The 20,456-nt window shown below is 67.1% G+C and carries 16 protein-coding genes; 5 read left to right on the top strand and 11 right to left on the bottom strand.

The genetic code is table 11. The features are described 5' to 3' along the window. Window positions 1-50: 50 nt before the first annotated feature. From glpX to RI03_RS16985, 3 genes are all read right to left on the bottom strand, one after another. Window positions 51-1,022 (bottom strand): class II fructose-bisphosphatase, encoded by a 972-nt coding sequence (glpX, locus tag RI03_RS16995; protein ID WP_010162013.1) that lies wholly within the window; start codon window positions 1,020-1,022, stop codon window positions 51-53. A gap of 109 nt (window positions 1,023-1,131) precedes the next feature. Continuing rightward, on the bottom strand, window positions 1,132-1,956 hold the full coding sequence (dapD, locus tag RI03_RS16990) for a 2,3,4,5-tetrahydropyridine-2,6-dicarboxylate N-succinyltransferase (RefSeq protein WP_010218799.1): 825 nt from the start codon (window positions 1,954-1,956) through the stop codon (window positions 1,132-1,134). Beyond that, window positions 1,953-2,621 (bottom strand): pyrimidine 5'-nucleotidase, encoded by a 669-nt coding sequence (locus RI03_RS16985; RefSeq protein ID WP_010218798.1) that lies wholly within the window; start codon window positions 2,619-2,621, stop codon window positions 1,953-1,955. The genes dapD and RI03_RS16985 overlap by 4 nt, the downstream gene beginning before the upstream one ends. Window positions 2,622-2,737: 116 nt before the next feature. Here RI03_RS16985 and RI03_RS16980 point away from each other — a divergent pair, with 116 nt between their 5' ends. From RI03_RS16980 to RI03_RS16970, 3 genes are all read left to right on the top strand, one after another. Continuing rightward, on the top strand, window positions 2,738-5,137 hold the full coding sequence (locus RI03_RS16980) for a S8 family peptidase (protein ID WP_238542425.1): 2,400 nt from the start codon (window positions 2,738-2,740) through the stop codon (window positions 5,135-5,137). A gap of 23 nt (window positions 5,138-5,160) precedes the next feature. Continuing rightward, a complete protein-coding gene (locus tag RI03_RS16975; protein WP_010218796.1) occupies window positions 5,161-6,159 on the top strand; it encodes an LLM class flavin-dependent oxidoreductase in 999 nt (332 codons plus the stop codon). A gap of 240 nt (window positions 6,160-6,399) precedes the next feature. Continuing rightward, on the top strand, window positions 6,400-7,056 hold the full coding sequence (locus RI03_RS16970; RefSeq protein WP_238542424.1) for a PEPxxWA-CTERM sorting domain-containing protein: 657 nt from the start codon (window positions 6,400-6,402) through the stop codon (window positions 7,054-7,056). A gap of 124 nt (window positions 7,057-7,180) precedes the next feature. Here the strand turns inward: RI03_RS16970 and RI03_RS16965 are convergent, their stop codons facing one another. The 3 genes from RI03_RS16965 to RI03_RS16955 are packed head-to-tail and all read right to left on the bottom strand — an operon-like array spanning window position 7,181 to window position 9,634. Next, window positions 7,181-8,620: a sensor histidine kinase gene (locus RI03_RS16965; protein ID WP_010218794.1), complete on the bottom strand. Its 1,440-nt coding sequence runs from the start codon at window positions 8,618-8,620 to the stop codon at window positions 7,181-7,183. Window positions 8,621-8,625: 5 nt separating this feature from the next. Further along, a complete protein-coding gene (locus tag RI03_RS16960; RefSeq protein WP_010162021.1) occupies window positions 8,626-9,291 on the bottom strand; it encodes a response regulator transcription factor in 666 nt (221 codons plus the stop codon). Between the two features lie 34 nt (window positions 9,292-9,325). After that, a complete protein-coding gene (locus RI03_RS16955) occupies window positions 9,326-9,634 on the bottom strand; it encodes a hypothetical protein (protein ID WP_010162022.1) in 309 nt (102 codons plus the stop codon). Between the two features lie 169 nt (window positions 9,635-9,803). Here RI03_RS16955 and RI03_RS16950 point away from each other — a divergent pair, with 169 nt between their 5' ends. After that, window positions 9,804-11,600 (top strand): ABC-F family ATP-binding cassette domain-containing protein, encoded by a 1,797-nt coding sequence (locus RI03_RS16950; protein ID WP_010218791.1) that lies wholly within the window; start codon window positions 9,804-9,806, stop codon window positions 11,598-11,600. An 85-nt stretch (window positions 11,601-11,685) separates the two neighbouring features. On the opposite strand, the gene RI03_RS16945 is transcribed toward RI03_RS16950, so the two are convergent. The 4 genes from RI03_RS16945 to RI03_RS16930 form a co-directional block, all read right to left on the bottom strand. Continuing rightward, window positions 11,686-12,504 (bottom strand): ATP-binding protein, encoded by an 819-nt coding sequence (locus RI03_RS16945; RefSeq protein ID WP_010218790.1) that lies wholly within the window; start codon window positions 12,502-12,504, stop codon window positions 11,686-11,688. A gap of 74 nt (window positions 12,505-12,578) precedes the next feature. Next, window positions 12,579-13,928 (bottom strand): PEP-CTERM-box response regulator transcription factor, encoded by a 1,350-nt coding sequence (gene prsR / locus RI03_RS16940; protein ID WP_010218788.1) that lies wholly within the window; start codon window positions 13,926-13,928, stop codon window positions 12,579-12,581. Further along, a complete protein-coding gene (gene prsK / locus RI03_RS16935) occupies window positions 13,925-15,967 on the bottom strand; it encodes an XrtA/PEP-CTERM system histidine kinase PrsK (protein ID WP_026046812.1) in 2,043 nt (680 codons plus the stop codon). Before prsK ends, prsR begins: the two co-directional genes overlap by 4 nt. 20 nt (window positions 15,968-15,987) lie before the next feature. Next, window positions 15,988-17,376 carry a TIGR03013 family XrtA/PEP-CTERM system glycosyltransferase gene (locus tag RI03_RS16930; protein WP_010218784.1) on the bottom strand — a complete coding sequence of 463 codons (1,389 nt, stop codon included), beginning with the start codon at window positions 17,374-17,376 and terminating at the stop codon, window positions 15,988-15,990. Window positions 17,377-17,557: 181 nt separating this feature from the next. Here RI03_RS16930 and RI03_RS16925 point away from each other — a divergent pair, with 181 nt between their 5' ends. After that, the gene (locus RI03_RS16925; protein WP_170318393.1) at window positions 17,558-18,619 is read left to right on the top strand and encodes a mannose-1-phosphate guanylyltransferase/mannose-6-phosphate isomerase; all 1,062 of its coding nucleotides are present in this window, start codon (window positions 17,558-17,560) and stop codon (window positions 18,617-18,619) included. A gap of 152 nt (window positions 18,620-18,771) precedes the next feature. Here RI03_RS16925 and groL read toward each other — a convergent pair whose 3' ends face one another. After that, on the bottom strand, window positions 18,772-20,415 hold the full coding sequence (gene groL / locus RI03_RS16920; protein WP_010218779.1) for a chaperonin GroEL: 1,644 nt from the start codon (window positions 20,413-20,415) through the stop codon (window positions 18,772-18,774). Window positions 20,416-20,456: the final 41 nt, after the last annotated feature.

Raw genomic sequence — 20,456 nt, 5'->3', positions numbered from 1 at the left:
ACGGCCCCACCCCAACCCCTCCCCTAAAGGGGAGGGGCTAAAGCATTGGATCAAATCCGGTGTTCGCCCTTCACCCAGCGCACCGTGCCCGAGCTGGCGCGCATCACGACGCTCTCGGTCGTCATGATCTTGCCCTTGCGCTTGACGCCCGCGAGCAGCGAGCCGTCGGTGACACCCGTCGCCGCGAAGATGCAGTCGCCGCGCGCCAGTTCGGTCAGGTCGTATTGCTTGTCGAGATCGGTCACGCCCCACTTCGCCGCCCGCGCGCGCTCGTCATCGTTGCGGAACAGCAGCCGACCCTTGAACTGCCCGCCGACGCAGCGCAGCGCCGCTGCCGCGAGCACGCCTTCCGGCGCGCCGCCCGCACCCATGTAGATGTCGATCGTCGTATCGGGGTTGGTCGTCGCGATCACGCCCGCGACGTCGCCGTCACCGATCAGCATGATCCCGCAGCCCAGTTCGCGCAGCTCGGCGATCAGCTTCTGGTGGCGCGGGCGATCGAGCACGCAGGCGATGATGTCCTTGGGCTCGACGCCCTTCGCCGCCGCGAGCGCGCGGACGTTCTCGCTGGGCGACTTGTCGAGGTCGATGATCCCCTCGGGATAGCCCGGGCCGCATGCGATCTTGTCCATATAGACGTCGGGGGCGTTGAGCAGCCCGCCTTCCTCGGCGATCGCGAGCACGGCAAGGCTGTTGGGGCCGGCGGTCGCGCAGATCGTCGTGCCTTCGAGCGGATCGAGCGCGATGTCGATCTTCGGGCCCTTGCCGATCGCCGAGCCGACCTTTTCGCCGATGAACAGCATCGGCGCCTCGTCGCGCTCGCCTTCGCCGATGACGACGGTACCGTCCATGTAGAGTTCGTTGAGCGCGGCGCGCATCGCCTCGACCGCGGCGGCATCCGCTGCCTTCTCGTCACCGCGCCCGGTGAGGGTGGAGGCGGCGACCGCCGCCGCCTCGGTCACGCGGACCATTTCGAGCACGAGCACGCGGTCGAGCGTCTTGGAGCGGGTAGCTGCGGTCATCGGGTATCCTCTTTGTCGTTTGTCGAGTGGACTAAGCGGGGAGGCAAAGGATGTCGAGGTTGGGGGCAGCGTCTGGCAACCCCTCCCCTGAAGGGGAGGGGCTATTAGGTCAGTCGCGCAGCAACTCGTTGATGCTCGTCTTCGAACGCGTCTGCGCATCGACGCGCTTGACGATCACCGCGCAGTACAGGCTCGGCTTGCCGTCGCCGCCGCCCATGCTGCCGGGGACGACCACCGCATAGGGCGGCACTTCGCCGCGGAACACTTCGCCGGTCGCGCGATCGACGATCTTGGTCGAGGCACCGAGATAGACGCCCATCGAGAGCACCGCGCCTTCACCAACTCGGACGCCCTCGGCGACTTCGCTGCGTGCGCCGATGAACGCGCCGTCACCGATGATGACCGGATCCGCCTGGAGCGGCTCGAGCACGCCGCCGATCCCGGCACCGCCCGAGATATGCACGCCTTTGCCGATCTGCGCGCAGCTGCCGACCGTCGCCCAGGTGTCGATCATCGAATTCTCGCCGACATAGGCGCCCAGGTTGACGAAGCTCGGCATCAGCACCGCGCCCTTGCCGATGAACGCGCCGCGCCGGACGATCGCGCCAGGCACGCTGCGGAAGCCCGCCTGACGGAATTCGGCCGAACCCCAGCCGTGGAACTTGGAGGGCACCTTGTCCCACCAGTGCGCGCCGTCGGGACCGCCGGCGATCTCAGCCATGTCATTGAGTCGGAACGACAGCAGCACCGCCTTCTTGAGCCACTGATTGACGCGCCAGCCACCTTCGCCATCGGGCTCGGCGACGCGCACCGTGCCCGAATCGAGCTGGTTGAGCGCGGTCTCGACCGCGTCGCGGATAGCGCCCTTGGTCTCGAAGCTTACCGTGTCGCGTGCATCCCATGCCGCGTCGATCGTCGTCTGCAAGTCGCTCATGCGTCCCCCATGATGTCGTGAAGCCACGCCGTCAGATCGGGCGTGGTGAAGTCGATAAAGCTGCGGTCCTGTTCGGCGACGGCCTGTTCGGAGCCATTGTCGATCCACACCGTCGTCATGCCGATCGCCTTGGCGGGCGCGAGGTTGCGCGCCATGTCCTCGACGAACAGCGACTCGGTCGGATCGATGTCGAACGCCGCGCATAGCCCGGCATAGGCCGAGGCGTTGGGTTTGGGTTTCAGGTCCATCGCGTGGATGTCGTGGATCGCCTCGAAAGTCTCGCCGAGCCCGAGCCGGTCGAGCACGCGCGTCGCATAGGGCGTGTCGGCGTTGGTGAAAATGATCTTGCGCCCCGGCAATCGCGCGATCGCGGCGGCGAGCGGGGCGTTTTCGTCGAGCACGTCCATCTCGATATCGTGGACGTCGGCGAGGAAATGGTGCGGGTCGACGCCATGCTCGGCCATCAGCCCGGCAAGCGTGGTGCCGTGATCGAAGAAATAGGCCTTCTGGATTCGCCGCGCCTCGATCAGGTCGACGCCCAGCACGCGCGCGACATAAGCGGTCATCTTGACGTCCATCTGGTCGAACAGCCGCGCCGACGCCGGATACAGCGTGTTATCCAAATCGAAAACCCAATTGCGGATAAGGGCGAGGCGCGCGAGCATGCGCGCGGCTCTAAGCGCAGGGCGCGTGGCGGGCAAGGCAGGGATGGCGCGACTACGATACCCGTCGGGACACGGCGAGGAGATTGTGGGGCGAGTTTCGTATCGGGATGGCGTGAATGACAATGCGACGGCGGCTATTGGGGTTCATTGCCCGATCGACGGTTCTGGCAGGGCTCGGTTCGCTCGGCGCATGCAGCGGCGGCGGCGGCGGGGGAGTCGGATCGATTCCTGCACCACCGACCACGACGCCGACGCCCGCACCGACCCCGGTTCCCGCGCCGACTCCGGCTCCGACGCCAACTCCAACTCCGACACCCGCGCCGACGCCGACGCCGAGCGCGACCAATTACGACACCGCCGAATATCGCGCGACCGTCGGCGCGGTCTCGGCGAACGCGCTTGCCCTATATCAGGCGGGGGCGACCGGGCGGACCATCACGGTCGGGATCGTCGACAGCGGAGTCGCGCTCGCCAGTGCGGAGTTTACCGGGCGGATTTCGTCGGCGTCCGCCAATGTCGCGGGCGGGACGACGGCGGCGGACGAGGACGGGCATGGCACCGCGGTCGCCTTCACGCTTGCCGGGCGGCGTAACGATGCGGGGACGCAGGGAATCGCGTTCGACGCGACGATCATCGCCGCACGCGCGGACACGCCGGGGTCGTGCGCGACCACCTCGACCTCGACCGACAATTGCAGTTTCGCCGACAGCGCGATCGCGCGCGGGATCGATCTTGCGGTCAACAATGGTGCGCGCGTCATCAACATCTCGCTCGGCGGCAGTGCGGCGGGGAGCTCGGTGGTCACCGCGGTCAACCGCGCGACCGCAGCCGGGATCGTCATCGTGATCGCGGCGGGGAACGATTTCGCGACCGACCCGACGAACGCGGTCAATCCCGACGGGTTCGCGCAGCTTGCCAACACCGCCGCCGCGCGCGGGCTGGTGATCATCGCGGGGTCGGTGGGCGCGAACAACAGCCGGACCGCGGGGGCGGACACGATCTCGAGCTTCAGCAACCGCGCCGGCAATTCGTCGGCGCATTATCTCGCGGCGGTCGGGGAGGGCGTGCGCGCGCCCGACGAGACGGGAACGCCGTTCCTGTGGTCGGGCACGTCCTTCGCCGCGCCGCAGATCGCGGGCGCGGCGGCGTTGCTGGCGCAGGCCTTTCCCAATCTGACCGGCGCGCAGATCGTCCAGATCCTCTACGCCTCGGCGCGCGATGCGGGCACGGCCGGCGAGGACGCGGTGTACGGCAAGGGCGTGCTCGACCTGACCCGCGCGTTCCAGCCGCTCGGCGGGACGTCGGTCGCGGGGACTCACGCCGCTGCGTCGCTCGGCTCCAACGCGGTCCTGTCCGCGCCGATGGGGGATGCGGCGCAGGGCGCGCTCGGTGCGGTCATCCTCGACGGGTTCAGCCGCGCGTTCGCGGTCGATCTCGCGCGGACGATCCACCGCGATGGCCCCGCGCCGACGCTCGCGGGGCAGTTGCTCGCGACCACGCGCAATTACCAGACCAGCGTCGGCGGCATGATGAACGTCGCGATGACCGTCGCGCCGGTCGCGGGCGGCGGCGCGAGCGTGTCGCGGCTGATGCTCTCGCGCGGGAGCGCCGAACAGGCGCGCGCGATCGCGGGGACGGTGACGAGCCGGCTCGGCGCGCGTGCCGCTTTCGCGGTCGGGTTCGCCGAGGGGGGCGCGACGCTGACCGCGCGCCTCGTCGGGCGGAGCGACCCGGCGTTCCTCGTCGCGCGCGATCCGCTGCAGGGCGCGGGGTTCGACAATCGCGCGCGCGGGTCGAGCGCGCTGCGGCGCCAGATCGGTGCGTTCGGGCTGACCGCGGCGGTCGAGAGCGGCGACACGCTGTCGCGCGACCCCGATGCGCTCGCTGCGATCCGCAACCGCTATCGCCGCTATGGCTATGACCGCAGCGCGATTACGCTCGACCGGCAGTTCGGTGGCCTGAGCGTCGCGCTTACCGGAACGCGGCTGGCGGAACAGGCGACGGTGCTCGGCGCGCGCTTCGGCGATGCGCTCGGGGGAACGCGCGCGACGACGTGGTTCCTCGATACCGCCGCGCGGTTCGAGGCGGGCGGCGGGTGGAGCGTCGGCGGATCGATGCGGCAGGGCTGGACCGGCGCGACCGTGCGTGGCGGGCTCACCGGCACCGGCGCGATCCGCACAAATGCGTTTGCGGCGGACGTCGGCAAGGACCGGCTGTTCGGCGCGCGCGACAGTTTCGGGCTGCGGATCGCGCAACCGCTGCGCGTCGCCAGCGGCGGGATCGATCTGACGCTCCCCACCGCGTACGATTACGACACGCTCGCGGTCTCGACCTGGACGGCGCAGCGGCTGAACCTCGCGCCGACCGGGCGCGAGATCGATGTCGAGGCGCGCTATGCGCTGCCCGTGTGGACAGGGCTGCTCCAGACCAACCTGTTCCTGCGCCGCCAGCCGGGGAATTTCGTCGCGCTGGGGCAGGATCTCGGCGCAGCGGCGCGGTGGTCGGTAGCATTTTGAAACTTGGCTCCCATATCCAGCCCATGACTGCTTATTCCCTGCTCGATCTCGTCCCCGTCGTCGAAGGCGGCAGCGTCGCCCAGGCGCTCCACAACGCGGGCGATCTCGCCGCGCATGCCGAGAGCCTCGGCTTCTCGCGTTACTGGACCGCCGAACATCACGGCATGACCGGAATCGCGAGTGCTGCGACCTCGGTCGTCCTGGCGCATATCGGCAGCGTGACCTCGACGATCCGGGTCGGTGCAGGCGGGATCATGCTCCCCAACCACGCGCCGCTCGCGATCGCCGAGCAGTTCGGGACGCTCGACGCGCTGTTCCCGGGCCGGATCGACCTCGGCCTCGGGCGGGCGCCGGGTTCCGACCAGATCGTCGCGCGCGCGATGCGGCGCAGCCTCAACACCGATCCGAACGCCTTCCCCAACGACGTGCTCGAGTTGCAGAGCTATTTCGCCGACGACGGCCAGACCGGCGTGCGCGCCACCCCGGGTGCGGGGGCGGACGTGTCGCTGTGGATCCTCGGGTCGAGCACCTATGGCGCGCAACTCGCGGCAATGCTGGGCCTGCCGTACGCCTTCGCCTCGCATTTCGCCCCCGATGCGCTGATGAGTTCGATCGAAATCTACCGCCGTACCTTCCGCCCGTCGGCGGTGCTGGCGAAGCCGCATGTGATGGCAGGCTTCAACGTGTTCGCGGCGGATACCGATGCGGAAGGCGCGCTGATCGCAAGCTCGCAGGAGCAGGCGTTCGTCGCGCTGCGCACCGGCAATCCGCGCCAGCTTCCGCCGCCGGTGGAGGGCTATCGCGAAACCCTCGGCGCGCAAGGCGGGGCGATCCTCGATCATGTGCTGTCCTGCTCGGCGGTCGGCGGCCCCGCCAAAGTCGCACGCGAGATCGCAGGCTTTGTCGCGCGGACGGGCGTCGACGAGTTGATGATCGCGAGCTCGATCTATGATCATGCGGCGCGCAAGCGCAGCCTGACGATCACGGCGGACGCGCTTCGCGAACTGGCGATCGCGGCCTAGCCGCGCGCGCTCCGCAGGCGGCGGGCGTTGTCCCCGCCGCGTTCGCCGGAAAGGCCGAAAGGACGGCCGGAGCACGACGAACGGAGAAATCCACGAAAAGCCATGTCTTGGCCGAACGGGATCTAGTGTCGGCGCAAGTTACACAATGGTCGTGCGTAACGCGCTACAGTATTGATAAAACTGATATGGCATGACTATTGCGGGCGTTCTCTGACGAGGCACATCAGGGGGAACTCTATCATGCGAAAGAAACTCTTATCGACTGCAGCCGCCATCACCATTGCAATGCTTGCGACCAGCGCGCAGGCGTCCGTCAACATCACGGGCGTTTCGATCCGGGGTATTGGTACGAACTATGTCTGGGATACGGAAAAAAAGCTCAACAACACCGTTTTCATCGCGCAGAACATCGGTACGGTCACGTCCAACTACAATAACGTGAGTCAGCCGATCTCGATACCGCTGCTTCCCGGCGACGCCGCGTTCGCCATTCTGGGAGACGGTCAGCCATTCGGCAGCAAGGCGGAAGCGTCGACGTCCTATCTGATCACGGTCCTGCTCTCCAACGGCCAGTCGATTGGCGGCGTTTACAACAGTCTGCTCGATGACGACGCTACCGGCGGCTTCTCTGGGACGACCGTCCAGACGGTCAACGGGTTCGAGTACAGCCTCAGCAGCTTCGATTGGCACCGTTCGACCGGACGGGGTTCGAACACGGTCGGCCCGAACCATGTCGGCCCAGGTGGCGATACACACGATTATAGCGGTCAGTTCGCCATCTCGGTCGTGGGCGTGCCCGAGCCTGCCACCTGGATCATGATGCTGGCCGGCTTCGGTCTCGTCGGCGGCGGCCTCCGTGCGCGCTCCAGGGTTCGGATGCGCGTTACCTACAGCTGATCGCGGGATCGCCGGATACAGGGAAGCCGCCGGTCCAGCGGGATCGGCGGCTTTTCCAATCGACGATCATCGAACGGCGCAGCGCGGGGCTCCCGCCAGCCGTGACTGAAACGCGCGGCCTCGTTCAGTTGGCCGCGGGCAAGCGTAAGCGGACGAGCAATCCGCCGAGATCCTCGCTCTCCTCGAGGCTGACCGTACCTTCGTAAATCTCGGCGACATCCCGCACGATCGCCATCCCCAGCCCGGTCCCGGGCTTGCCCGAATCGAGCCGGACGCCGCGATCGAAAATGCGGATGCGCTCTTCCTCGGGGATGCCAACGCCGTCGTCCTCGATCAGGAATTCGACGAAGCCCGAATGCTTCGACACCGTGACGAACACGCTGCCCCCGCCATATTTTGCGGCATTCTCGATCAGGTTGCCGAGCATCTCGTCGAGATCCTGACGCTCGACATGGACCTGCAGGTCGCGTGGGCCGGACGTGTCGATGCGGACGTGGCGATACAACACGCCGACCGCGCGCTCGACCGATTCGAGGCTTGGCCAGACATCCGCGCGGCTGTGCGCCGACCCGCGCCGCCCGACCGCGCGGGCGCGTGCGAGATGATGGTCGACCTGCCGCCGCATCGTCCGCGCCTCGCGTACGACCGTCTCGCCGAGATCGTCCGCCTTGGCGGTCGCGGCGTTCATGATGACGGTCAGCGGGGTCTTGAGCGCATGCGCGAGGTTGCCCGCGTGGCGCCGGGCTTCCTCCGCCTGCCGCTCGTTATGCTCGATCAGCGCGTTGAGTTCCTCGACCAGCGGCGCAACCTCGACCGGCATCGGGCGCTCGACCTGCCGCGCCTTTCCGGCGCGCATCCGCGCGATTTCCTCGCGCACGCGGCGGAGCGGCCACAGCCCGTAGAAGGTCTGGAGCGCCGCCATCACGATCAGCCCGAAGGCGAGCAACGTGAAGCTGCGCACCAGCGTCTTGCGCAACACCTTGATCTGCGCGTCGAGCCCGTCGCGGCTTTGCGCGACCTGGAAGCGCCAGCGCACCTTCGACCCGGGCAGCGTCACGTCGCGCTCGACCACCCGAAGCTTTTCGGGCGTGTCCGCCTTGGGGTCGACGAACTGGTTGCTGTCATAGGAGTGGACCGCGAGATCGGTATGCTGCGAGCCATAGGCGAGCTTCCGGTCCCACAGCGAGCGCGAGGGGAAGGGTTCCTGCCCGGGCGCGCTGATCTGCCAGTACAATCCCGAATTGGGCTCGATGAAGCGCTGGTCGGCCGGCTCGCGGTTCGAGATCACCTCGCCCTCCGGGCCGATCTCGGCCGAGACGATCAGCGCGGTCAGCACATATTCGAGCTGGTCATCGAAGTTGCGCGTCACCGCGGTGCTCAGCACGCGGTCGAGCGCGAACCCGCCGCCGGTGAGCAGCAGCAGGATCCATCCCGCCGCGATCAGGATCATCCGGCGGCTGAGCGACCCCGTGGTCTGCACGCGCGGCAGCGTCCGCGGCTCGGTTTCGAGCGGGGGAAGCGGCGGCGCGAGCGAGCCCTGCGCGTGCGGATCCGATTCAGCCATGCGCGTCAGGCATCAGGATCCTCGAGGCTGTAGCCAAGCCCCCGGATCGTGGTGATGACATCCTGCCCGAGCTTCTTGCGAATCCGCGTGACGAACACTTCGATCGTGTTCGAATCGCGGTCGAAATCCTGGTCGTAGATATGTTCGATCAGCTCGGTGCGGCTCACCACCTTGCCCTTGTGGTGGAGGAGGTAGCTGAGCAGCTTATATTCCTGCGCGGTCATCTTGACCGATTCGCCGTTGAGCGTGACCTTGCCGCTGCGCGTGTCGAGCCGGACGCCGCCTGCGGTCAGTTCGGACGAGGCGTTGCCCGAGGCGCGGCGGATCAGCGCGCGCAGGCGGGCGATCAGCTCCTCCGACTGGAACGGCTTGGCGACATAATCGTCCGCGCCCGCATCGAGCCCGGCGACCTTGTCCGACCAGCTGTCACGCGCGGTCAGCACGAGGACCGGCGCGGTGCGGCCTTCCTTGCGCCAGCGGTCGAGCACGGTCAGCCCGTCGATCTCGGGCAGGCCGAGATCGAGGATGATCGCGTCGTAATTTTCGGTCGATCCGAGGAAATGGCCTTCCTCGCCATCGGTCGCGAGGTCGATCGCGTAGCCAGCGCCTTCGAGCGTGCTTTTCAGCTGCTGGCCGAGATTGGGTTCGTCCTCGACGATCAGAACGCGCATGCAATTTTCCCCTTGGACGACGCCGCTCGGGCGTTCAGTTGCCGGTGCGGCCGATGATCTGGCCGGAACGGCCGTCGACCTCGACCCAGATGACCGATCCATTGCGCAGGAACTTGAGCGTGTAAATCCCACGTTCTGGGTCGAAGTCGAACCCGAGATAGCGCGCACCCGGCATGGTCGGCACGATCCGCGCCTCGATTTCCTTGGAAGGGAGCCAGCGCCCTTCGCGACGCCCGCGCAACGCTTCCATCTGGTCGCCACGTTGCAGCATCCCTGCCGCCGGTGGAACGGCGGGGGTGGGGGTCACGGCAAGTCCCATCAGGATGGCGGCGAGCATCTTCATGGGCTTGGCATAGGTGCGTTGCGTTGAACAGCCTGTGAATGGCGGTGAAGTGTTCCGTCGTCATCCGGTGCAATCCCGGATGCGCGGAGTCGGACCCGTGCCGGGTTGGCGGCATGCTGCAACGCACAAAGCTTGCCGCAAGCCGCCCCACCGCCTAACGCGCGTCTTTATGGCAGCACCTATCCTCGCATATGAAAATCTCGGCGTCATTCAGGGCTCGGGTTGGCTTTTCCGTGGCCTCGACATCCATGTCGGCCCGCGCGACCGACTCGCCCTGATCGGGCGCAACGGCGCGGGCAAGACGACGCTGCTCAAGCTGCTCGGCAACAAGATCGATTCGGACGAGGGTCGCCGCACGATCGTGCCCGGTACACGCGTGATCCTGCTCGAGCAGGAGCCCGCAATGATCGGGTGCAATACGCTCGCGGATTACGTGCTCGGCGGAGACGATGCGCCGCTGCAATATGAAGCCGAGGCGATCGCCGATCAGTTGGGCATCGATCTCACGCGCGAAGCCGCCAAGGCCTCGGGTGGCGAGCGCCGCCGCGCCGCGATCGTCCGCGCGTTCGCGCAGAACCCCGACGTGTTGCTGCTCGACGAGCCGACCAACCATCTCGACATCGGCGCGATCGAGTGGATCGAGGAATGGCTCGGCCGGTTCCGCGGCGCGTTCGTCGTGATCAGCCATGACCGCACCTTCCTCACCAAGCTGACCAAGCAGACGCTGTGGATGGACCGCGGCAATCTGCGCCGCGCCGAGATCGGTTTCGGCGGGTTCGATGCATGGACCGAGCAGGTCTATGCCGACGAGCAGCGCAACGCCGAGAAGCTCGACGCGAAGCTGAAGCTCGAGGAGCATTGGCTGCTGCGCGGTGTCACCGGGCGGCGCAAGCGCAACCAGGGCCGCCTGACCAAGCTGGTCGAGATGCGCGCCGAACGCGCGTCGATGGTCGGGCCGCAGGGCTCCGCCAATCTGACGATCGGCACCGACGACGCGCGCTCCAAGGTGGTGATCGACGCCAAGCACATCTCCAAGGCGTTCGGCGACCGGACGATCATCGGCGACCTGTCGCTGCGCGTGACGCGCAAGGACCGGATCGGCATCGTCGGCGCGAATGGTGCGGGCAAATCGACGCTGCTCAAGCTGCTGACCGGCGAGCTCGAGCCCGACACCGGCCAGATCCGCTTCGCCAAGACGATCGAGCGGATCGTGATCGACCAGCAGCGCAGCAAGATGGAGCCCGACAAGACGATCCGCGACGTGCTCGCGGACGGCGGCGACTGGATCGAGGTGCAGGGCATCCGCAAGCATGTCGTCGGCTATCTCAAGGAATTCCTGTTCGAGCCCGGCGTGCTCGACGCGAAGATCGGGACGCTGTCGGGCGGCGAACGCTCGCGGCTGTTGCTGGCGCGGGAATTCGCCAAGCCTTCCAATCTCTTAGTGCTGGACGAGCCGACCAACGATCTCGATCTGGAGACGCTCGATTTGCTCCAGGACGTGATCGGCGACTATGACGGCACCGTGCTCATCGTAAGCCACGATCGCGACTTTCTGGATCGCACCGTGACGATCACGCTCGGCCTCGACGGGTCGGGGACGGTCGATGTCGTGGCGGGCGGCTATGAGGATTGGGAGCGCCGCCGCAAGGCCGCCGCGCCGACCAAGCGCGGCTCGATCGCCAAGAACGCGACTTCGGCGGCGCCGGTTGCGGGCGGGGCGGCGCCGGGCAAGGTCAAGCTGACCTACAAGGACCAGCGCGATTACGAGATCCTGCCCAAGCGGATCGAGACGCTCGAGGCCGCGATCATGCGCGACCAGGAATTGCTGTCCGATCCCGAACTCTACACCCGCGATCCCGACCGGTTCGAGAAGCTGATGGAGGCGATCGGCCAGGCGCAGGCGGACAAGGACGCCGCCGAACTGCGCTGGCTCGAGCTGGCGGAAATGGTCGAAGGGCAGGGGTAATTTCAGGGCTCCTGCGGAGGCAGGAGCCCAGGGTACCTTGGCGCAGCGTTCGCGGCGCTGGGTTCCTGCCTGCGCAGGAACGCGGTTACGCCTGATCAAGCGAGCGCCCCTCGCGCCCCGCGAGATCGACGATGTAATGCCACGCGACGCGCCCCGACCGGCTCCCGCGCCGCGTCGCCCAGCCGACCGCGTCGACCGGATCGAACGGCAACGCATGCGCTTCCGTGTAGGCCCGCACGATCGCGAGATAGCCGTCCTGATCGACCACGTGGAAGCCGAGGCTCAGCCCGAACCGGTCCGCGAGCGCGAGGCCATCGTCGGCGGCGTCGCGCGGATTGACCGCATCCGGCTGGTCGATCATGTCGCGCGGGACGAGGTGGCGGCGGTTCGACGTGACGACCAGCCGCGCATTCGCGGGCCGCGCCTCCGCGCCGCCGTCGAGCATCGAGCGGAGTGCGCGTCCGTCCGCCGCCGCGTCGAACCCGAGATCGTCGAGGAACAGCAGGAACGCGCGCGGCACGTCCGCGATCAGCCGGAACAGAGCGGGGAGCGTATCGAGCTGCGGCGTCACGATCTCGACCAGCGCGAGCGCGCCGCCATCGGCCTGCACCGCGCCGGTTACGCTCTTGACCAGGGCCGATTTGCCCGAGCCACGCGCGCCCCACAGCAGCACGTCATGCGCCGCCGCACCGTTCGCCAGATGCCGCGTGGTCGCAAGCAGCGCTGCCTTTTGCGCGTCGATCCCGTGGAGCCGCTCGAGCGGGAGCGGGCGAAACGCGCGGACCGGTTCGAGCGCGACGCCGCGCCAGACATAGGCGGGATGCGCCAGCGGATCGGCGGAGTCGGCGACGGGCGGTGAAAGCCGTTCGAGCGCGGCGGCAATACGGGCGAGCGGTTTGGTCATCGCCGGCGGTGCTACACCGCGGTCCGCGGCATCGCCAGCCCGGCGGTCCAGCGCAGTGCGTCGAGCGCTCCCGTCTAGACCTGGAGGTCATAGCTCTTGAGCAAATCGTACAGGGTCGGCCGGCTCACCCCCAGCAGCTTGGCTGTATTGGAAATGTTGCCGTCGGCGCGCGCGAGCGCCTGGCCGATCGCGGCGCGGTCGGCGGATTCGCGGACCATGCGCAGGTTGAGTGCGGGTTCGGGGTCGCCGCCCGGCAGGTCGAGGTCGGCGGCGGTGACGAGCTTGCCGTCCGCCATGATAACCGCGCGCTTCATGCGGTTTTCGAGCTCGCGGACGTTGCCCGGCCAGCCCCATGCCGCGATCGCGTCGCGCGCCTCGCGCGCAAGCCCGGTGACCGCCGAGTCGAGCGTGCGCGCGTAGAGCTTGAGGAAATGTTGCGCGAGCAGCACCGCATCCCCGCTACGCTCGCCGAGCGACGGGATCCGCACGACGATTTCCGCCAGACGGTAATACAGATCCTCGCGGAAACTGCCCGCCGCGACCATCGCATCGACGTCCTGATGCGTCGCGCAGACGATCCGCGTATCGACCGCGATCGCCTTGCGCCCGCCGATCCGCTCGATCGTGCGCTCCTGGAGGAAGCGCAGCAGCTTGACCTGCAACGGCAAAGGCACGTCGCCGATCTCGTCGAGGAACAGCGTGCCCCCGGCGGCCTGTTCGATCTTGCCCTCGGTGGTCTTGAACGCGCCGGTGAACGCGCCTTTCTCATGCCCGAACAGTTCGGACTCGAGCAGAGTGTCGGGGATCGCCGCGCAGTTGATCGCGACGAATGCGCCGTCGCGCCGCCCGCTCGTCTCGTGAAGCCCGCGCGCGAGCAGTTCCTTGCCGGTGCCCGACGCGCCGAGCAGCATCACCGAGACATCCGCGCGGGCGACGCGCTCGATCGTGCGCGTCACCTTGAGCATTTCGGGGCTGGCGGTGATCATCCCACCCAGTGCGGTGCCGGTGGTGCGGGCGGCGAGCCGGCGGTTCTCGGTCTCGAGCGCATGGACGTGGAACGCGCGCGCGACGATCATCCCGAGCGCATCGATATCGATCGGCTTCGCGTAGAAATCCCACGCGCCCTCGGCGATCGCCTGGAGCGCGCTTTCGCGGGCACCATGCCCCGAGGCGACGATCACCTTGGTATCGGGCTTGAGCTTGAGGATCTCGGCAAGCGTCGCGAACCCCTCGCGCGTGCCGTCGGCGTCGGGTGGCAAACCGAGATCGAGCGTCACCACCGCGGGTTCCTCCGCGCGGACGGCATCGATTGCGGTCGCGCGGTCGACCGCGGTGATGACCTGATAATCCTCATAGGCCCAGCGCAACTGGCGCTGGAGGCCGAGATCGTCCTCGACGATCAGCAATTTGGGCTTGTCGCTCATGCCGCTGCGTCCAGGCTGCGCGGCTGGGGGAGGTGGACGCAGAAGCGCGTGCCGTGGCCGGGCTGGCTGGCGACGGTGACATGGCCCCCCATCGCCTCGGCGAGTTGCTTCGCCTCGAATGCGCCGATTCCGAAGCCAGCGGGCTTGGACGAGGCAAACGGCTTGAACAATTGGTCGCGCAGGAAGGCGGGGGTCATCCCGCAGCCGTGGTCCTCGACGATGACGGTGGCGTGTCCGCCGTCGACGGTCAGCGATAGCGCGACCGGGGCGTCGGCGAGACTTGCCTCGATCGCGTTCTGGAGGAGGTGCGCGAGCACTTGCTCCAGCCGCGCCGGGTCCGCCTGTGCAAGCAACGCCGGATCGCCGGAGACCGTGACCGGATGATAGGCCCTGCGGGTGCGGGCAACGCGTTCGAGCACGTCGCGCAGCGCGACCGGTTGCAGCGTATCGGCGCGCGCGCGGTGGTGCTGCGACAGGCGCGCGAGCAGGTCGTTCATCCGCCCCGCAGAGTCCTTGAGCGTCGCGACCATGTCGACGCGGAAGTCGGGATTGTCGGCATGGCGTTCGGCATTGCGGGCGACCAGCGTCAGCTGGCTGACGAGGTTCTTGACGTCGTGCAGGATGAAGGCGAACCGACGGTTGAACTCGTCGAACCGCTGCGCCTCCGCCAGCGCCTCCTGCGCGCGCGCTTCCGCGAGGTAGCTCGCGACATGTCGACCGGCGATCCGCAACAGGTCGAAATCCTCCCAGTCGAGCGCCCGGTCGATCGGCGGCCGCGCGAGCAGGATCGCGCCCTGAAGACGACCGAGATGCGCAAGCGGGACGATCGCCCAGCCGTCGCCTTCCAGCATCCAGCGCGGGATTGCGACGGCCTCGACCGCGTCGGTCGCGCCGGAGCGGACCGTATCCAGTTCGACGATCCGGCCGGTGTCGACGAGATATTGCGCCAGTGCGGCAGGGGCGCTGCCGCTCGGCAGATCCCAGTTCCAGTCGAGCCCGACGCCGAGACCTCCGCCCGGTCCGGTCGATTCCGGGACGAGCAACAGTCCGGCCGGGGAATCTGTGAGGTCGGCGACGGCCTTGACGATCCGCTGGTCGAGCGGGGCGGCATCGTCGGGCTTGCCAAGCGTGTCGGTGAAGCGGATCCACTCGCTGCGGTAATCGTAGCGGTGGCGGAACAGGTGTTTCGCGACTTTCACCTTGGTCCAGGCGCGCACCCGTGGCGAGGCGAGGAACGCCAGCCCGGTCGCGGTCGAGCCGACGACGAAGGCGGTCTGCCACAGGCGGGCATCGTGGCCGCTGACCAGCGCGATGATGCTCGTCGCCGCGACCATTGCCGCGGCGTAGAGCACCACCGCCGCAAACGAGAGCGTCTGCCACGCGACGGTGCGCGACAGGTGCAGCGTCCAGTCGCCGTTGCGCGTGACCGCAATCAGCAGCGCGGGGGCGGCCACGACCATCACGATCCCGCGCGCCACCACGATCTGGCCGGGGATATCCGCCTCGAGCCAGGCTGCGCCGTACAGCAGGAGGTCGCTCCCCCACATCGCCGCCAGCGCGAGGACGACAAGCCGGATGCCCCCGCGCGTGCCCGGTGCGGCGGCGGTATAGAGGTGGTGGACCAGCACGATCGCGCTGATCGCCGCCATCATGTGCAGGACGAGGCGTAGCGTCGCGATCTCCGGCAGCATCGCTCCGCCCGACCCGATCCACACCATCGCGAGGCCGGCATTGACCAGGACCAGCAGCGCGACGATGCCGTACAGGATTGCGACCGCACGATGTTCGGGCGTGCGCGGGTCACGGCGGACGAGCGCATACATGAAACCGAGCCACGCGAGGTTGCGCAGCGACTCGGCGACCCGCGGAATCCCGTCCGATTGATCGATCCCCGCGATTGACAACGCCCATAAGGCGGTGGCCAGCAAGGCTGCGATGAACGTCACGCGCGGGAGGCCGGTGGCGCGCTCGTGCAGGCGTGACAGAGCGACGCCTGTAAAGAGCAACGCGGCCAGTGCGTGGCTCAACAGGATCGGCATCGCTAGGCCGGCTTCGATGCTCAGCGCGCGCCCTCCGGCCACAGGACGACGCGGATCGTCTGGAGCAGGATCAGCAGGTCGAGAAAGGGTGAATAGTTTTTTGCATAGTACAGGTCGTATTCGAGCTTCTGCCGCGAATCGTCGATCGATGCGCCATAGGGGTAATTGATCTGCGCCCAGCCGGTGATGCCCGGCTTCACCATGTGGCGCTCGGCGTAATACGGCAGTTGCTGTTCGAGATCGTCGACGAACTGCGGGCGCTCGGGACGTGGGCCGACGAAGCTCATTTCCCCCTTCAGCACCGACCAGGTCTGCGGCAACTCGTCGATCCGGACCTTGCGGATCAGGCGACCGATCCGCGTTACGCGCGGATCGTTCTTTTCCGCCCAGACCGCGGTGCCCGCGACCTCGGCGTCCTGCCGCATCGACCGCAACTTGATGCAATCGAACCCGACATTGTAGAGTCCGACCCGGCGCTGGCGATAAAAGGCCGGCCCCTTGCTCTCGAGCTTGATCGCGATCGCGGTGATCAGGATCAGCGGGAGCGTCAGCGTGAGCAGGATGAAGCTCGCGGCGATGTCGAACAGCCGCTTGAACATCGAAGACAGCATCCGCCCGGACGAGAATCCGTCGGAAAAGATCAGCCAGCTCGGGTTGACGCTCTGCAGGTCGACCCGCCCGGTCTCGCGTTCGAGGAAAGTCGAGATCTCGTTGACATGGACGCCGGTCGTCTTGATCCGGAGCAGGTCCTTGAGCGGCAGGGCGTTGCGCCGTTCCTCCAGCGCGAGGACGACTTCGCTCGCGTTGAGCAGGACGACGTGGTCCGCCAGATTGTAGATCGCATCCCGCGCGATCGCCTCGGGAATGACGCGCGCACTTTCGCTCATCGAGACATAGCCCACCACCACGAAGCCCGACCCCGGCGTCTGCGACAGGGCCTTGAGTCGCGCGGCACGCGCGCCCGCGCCCAGCACGACGACGCGGCGCTTGAATACCTGGCCGCCGAGCGTCTTGCCCAGCAGGATGCGCAGCGCGATCATCAGGACGGCCGCGATCAGCATCGAATACAACAGGCTGGAGCGCCAGAAGGTGATCGTCGGCAAGGCGAAATAGATCACACTCAGGAAGATCGTGCCAAGCGATACCGCGACGAGGATCCGTGCGACCGCATGCCGCAGCGACTGCAGCGCGCTCGCGCCGTAAACGCCGACCGCGAACATCGCGAGATCCACGCTGCCCGCAAAGGTCACGAGCTGGGGAACCCGGTCCGACATCGGAATGAGCGGCAGAACGAGCTGTCCCATGCGGAGCGTGTAGCCAAGCTCGCCCGCGAGGATCAGCAGGCACACGTCGAACATTCCGAGCAGCAGCACGGCGTTTGGGATATAATGTTTGAACAGCCTGATCATCGCATGCGTACCCTGTCCACCCGCAAAAAACGCGCGCCGATGACAGCTCCTTCAACGGTTGAACCTTGATGTCGCAGAAATTGACGAAGAAAGACTGAATTCGCGGGATCGCGGTTGATCGAGGGCGGTTACCAAATCCGCGCACGCGCGCTAGAGCGGGCGTCAACAAGGAGTCGCCCGAATGCCGCAGTCCACACCGATCGTTCCAGTCATCCTGTCGGGAGGTTCGGGGACGCGTTTGTGGCCGATGTCGACTCCCGCGATGCCCAAGCAGATGCTGGCCCTGACCGCGGAAGACACGATGCTCCAGCTGACCGCCAAGCGCGCGCAAGGCGAGCGGTTTGCCGCGCCGATCGTCGTCGCCAACGCACGGCATGCAGACATGGTCGAGGAACAGTTGCATGCGGTGAGTGCCGCAGCGCAGGCGCTGATCCTCGAACCGGTCGGTCGCAACACCGCGCCCGCCATCGCGCTCGCCGCGCTCGCCGCCCCTGGCGACGCACCGTTGCTGGTGATGCCGTCGGATCACGTCATTCTCGACGTTCCCGCCTTCCACGCCGCGATCGAGGCGGCGCTGCCGCTGGTCGAGCAGGGCTGGCTGGTGACCTTCGGGATCGACCCGCATGCACCCGAGACGGGGTACGGCTGGATCCGCATCGGCGAGGAGATTGCGGGCGGCGTCCACCGGGTCGCGCGGTTTGTCGAGAAGCCGCCGCGCGATGCCGCCGAGGCGATGCTCGCCGCGGGCGACCACGCCTGGAACGGTGGGATCTTCCTGTTCCGCGCGGACGCGTATCTCGACGCCCTAACGGCTTATGCGCCCGAGATGCTGTCGGCCTGCCAGCGCGCGATGGCGGATGCCCGCCGTGACGGTACGCGCGTGTACCCCGACGCGGAGGCGTTCGGCGCAGCCCCGTCGGACTCGATCGATTATGCGGTAATGGAGAAGGCCGAACGGGTCGCGGTGGTCCGCGTCAGCATGGGCTGGAGCGATCTCGGCAGTTGGGATGCGCTGCACGAGATCAGTGAGCGCGACGCGGACGGCAATGCGCATGCGGGGCAGAACGAGGGTGAGGTGATCGCTATCGACACGCGCAACTGTCTGGTGCGCAGCGACGGTGCGCGGATCGCGATGGTCGGCGTCGAGGATCTGATCGTGGTGGCGAGCGGCACCGATATCCTGATCCTGCCGCGCGGGCGCAGCCAGGAGGTCAAGGCGCTGATCGAGGCGATGAAGCGCTGAGCTGACCACCGGGTTTTCGCGTCCAACAAAAAGGGCCGAGGGATCGCTCCCCCGGCCCTTCTTTCGTCCAACCTGTATGGGCTGGGTGGTCCGGTCCTTGCCGAGCCGACAGGGGGCCCGCACCGGCCGAAGCCGGTGCAGGTCCCGCCGGATCAGAAGTCCATGCCGCCCATGCCGCCCATGCCGCCGCCGCCCATGGGCATGGCGGGCTTGTCTTCAGCCATTTCCGACACGGCCGCTTCGGTCGTGATGAGCAGGCCGGCGACCGACGCTGCATTCTGCAGGGCGGTGCGGACGACCTTGGTCGGATCGATCACGCCGGCAGCGACGAGGTTCTCGTACGTGTCGGTCGCTGCGTTGAAGCCCATCGTGGTGTCGTTGCCGTCGAGCAGCTTGCCCGAGACGACGGCGCCGTCATGGCCCGCGTTGCTGGCGATCTGGCGAACCAGTGCGGTCAGCGACTTGCGGACAATGTCGATCCCGCGGGTCTGGTCTTCGTTCGCGCCGGTCAGGTTCTCGATCGCCTTGGTTGCGTACAGCAGAGCCGTACCGCCGCCGGGGACGATGCCTTCTTCGACTGCTGCGCGGGTTGCGTGCAGCGCGTCGTCGACGCGATCCTTGCGCTCCTTGACTTCGACTTCCGACGAACCGCCGACCTTGATCACGGCAACGCCGCCAGCAAGCTTTGCGAGACGCTCCTGGAGCTTCTCCTTGTCATAGTCCGAGGTCGTGTTCTCGATCTGCTGACGGATCGCATCGGTGCGGCCCTTGATCGACTCATGGTCACCAGCGCCATCGACGATGACGGTGTTGTCCTTGTCGATCGTGACGCGCTTGGCGGTGCCGAGCATGCCGAGCGTGACCGACTCGAGCTTGATGCCGAGGTCTTCCGAGATCATCTCGCCCTTGGTCAGGATCGCGATGTCCTCGAGCATCGCCTTGCGACGATCGCCGAAGCCCGGTGCCTTGACCGCTGCGACCTTGAGGCCGCCGCGCAGCTTGTTGACGACGAGCGTGGCGAGAGCCTCACCCTCGATGTCTTCTGCGATGATCAGGAGCGGACGACCCGACTGAACGACCGCTTCCAGGATCGGGAGCATCGCCTGCAGGTTCGACAGCTTCTTCTCGTGGATCAGGATGTAGGGATCCTGAAGCTCGACCGACATCTTCTCGGGGTTGGTGATGAAGTAGGGCGAGAGGTAGCCACGGTCGAACTGCATGCCTTCGACGACGTCGAGCTCGAATTCGAGACCCTTGGCTTCCTCGACGGTGATCACGCCTTCCTTGCCGACCTTCTCCATCGCTTCCGCGATCTTCTCGCCGACTTCCTTGTCGCCGTTCGCGGAGATGATGCCGACCTGGGCGACTTCATGCGAACCCGAAACCGGCTTCGAACGCGCCTGGAGATCCTTGACGACTTCGACGACCGCGAGGTCGATACCGCGCTTGAGGTCCATCGGGTTCATGCCGGCCGCGACCGACTTCATGCCTTCACGGACGATCGCCTGAGCAAGAACCGTTGCGGTGGTCGTGCCGTCGCCGGCGATGTCGTTGGTCTTCGACGCGACTTCGCGCAGCATCTGCGCGCCCATGTTCTCGAACTTGTCCTTGAGCTCGATTTCCTTGGCGACGGTGACGCCGTCCTTGGTGATGCGCGGGGCGCCGAAGCTCTTGTCGATCACGACGTTGCGGCCCTTTGGCCCCAGCGTGACCTTGACCGCGTCGGCGAGAATATCAACGCCGCGGAGAATGCGCTCACGGGCGTCACGCCCGAATTTTACGTCCTTGGATGCCATGGTGGGCTACCCTTTCAGAAGTTGAAGATAGTGAAGGTCGT

Origin of the sequence: Sphingomonas sp. PAMC 26621 (genome assembly GCF_000251145.1) — a bacterium.
GTDB lineage: Bacteria > Pseudomonadota > Alphaproteobacteria > Sphingomonadales > Sphingomonadaceae > Sphingomonas.
This window is presented reverse-complemented; position numbering and strand designations above follow the sequence as displayed.

Bases quoted from the DNA above. Each gene is read 5' to 3' on its own strand.
- RI03_RS16965 (WP_010218794.1), bottom strand. From the start codon at position 8,620: ATGGCTGAATCGGATCCGCACGCGCAGGGCTCGCTCGCGCCGCCGCTT.
- RI03_RS16970 (WP_238542424.1), top strand. From the start codon at position 6,400: ATGCGAAAGAAACTCTTATCGACTGCAGCCGCCATCACCATTGCAATG.
- RI03_RS16960 (WP_010162021.1), bottom strand. From the start codon at position 9,291: ATGCGCGTTCTGATCGTCGAGGACGAACCCAATCTCGGCCAGCAGCTG.
- dapD (WP_010218799.1), bottom strand. From the start codon at position 1,956: ATGAGCGACTTGCAGACGACGATCGACGCGGCATGGGATGCACGCGAC.
- RI03_RS16955 (WP_010162022.1), bottom strand. From the start codon at position 9,634: ATGAAGATGCTCGCCGCCATCCTGATGGGACTTGCCGTGACCCCCACC.
- RI03_RS16925 (WP_170318393.1), top strand. From the start codon at position 17,558: ATGCCGCAGTCCACACCGATCGTTCCAGTCATCCTGTCGGGAGGTTCG.
- prsR (WP_010218788.1), bottom strand. From the start codon at position 13,928: ATGAGCGACAAGCCCAAATTGCTGATCGTCGAGGACGATCTCGGCCTC.
- RI03_RS16930 (WP_010218784.1), bottom strand. From the start codon at position 17,376: ATGATCAGGCTGTTCAAACATTATATCCCAAACGCCGTGCTGCTGCTC.
- RI03_RS16985 (WP_010218798.1), bottom strand. From the start codon at position 2,621: ATGCTCGCGCGCCTCGCCCTTATCCGCAATTGGGTTTTCGATTTGGAT.
- RI03_RS16975 (WP_010218796.1), top strand. From the start codon at position 5,161: ATGACTGCTTATTCCCTGCTCGATCTCGTCCCCGTCGTCGAAGGCGGC.
- RI03_RS16950 (WP_010218791.1), top strand. From the start codon at position 9,804: ATGGCAGCACCTATCCTCGCATATGAAAATCTCGGCGTCATTCAGGGC.
- glpX (WP_010162013.1), bottom strand. From the start codon at position 1,022: ATGACCGCAGCTACCCGCTCCAAGACGCTCGACCGCGTGCTCGTGCTC.
- groL (WP_010218779.1), bottom strand. From the start codon at position 20,415: ATGGCATCCAAGGACGTAAAATTCGGGCGTGACGCCCGTGAGCGCATT.
- RI03_RS16980 (WP_238542425.1), top strand. From the start codon at position 2,738: ATGACAATGCGACGGCGGCTATTGGGGTTCATTGCCCGATCGACGGTT.
- RI03_RS16945 (WP_010218790.1), bottom strand. From the start codon at position 12,504: ATGACCAAACCGCTCGCCCGTATTGCCGCCGCGCTCGAACGGCTTTCA.
- prsK (WP_026046812.1), bottom strand. From the start codon at position 15,967: ATGCCGATCCTGTTGAGCCACGCACTGGCCGCGTTGCTCTTTACAGGC.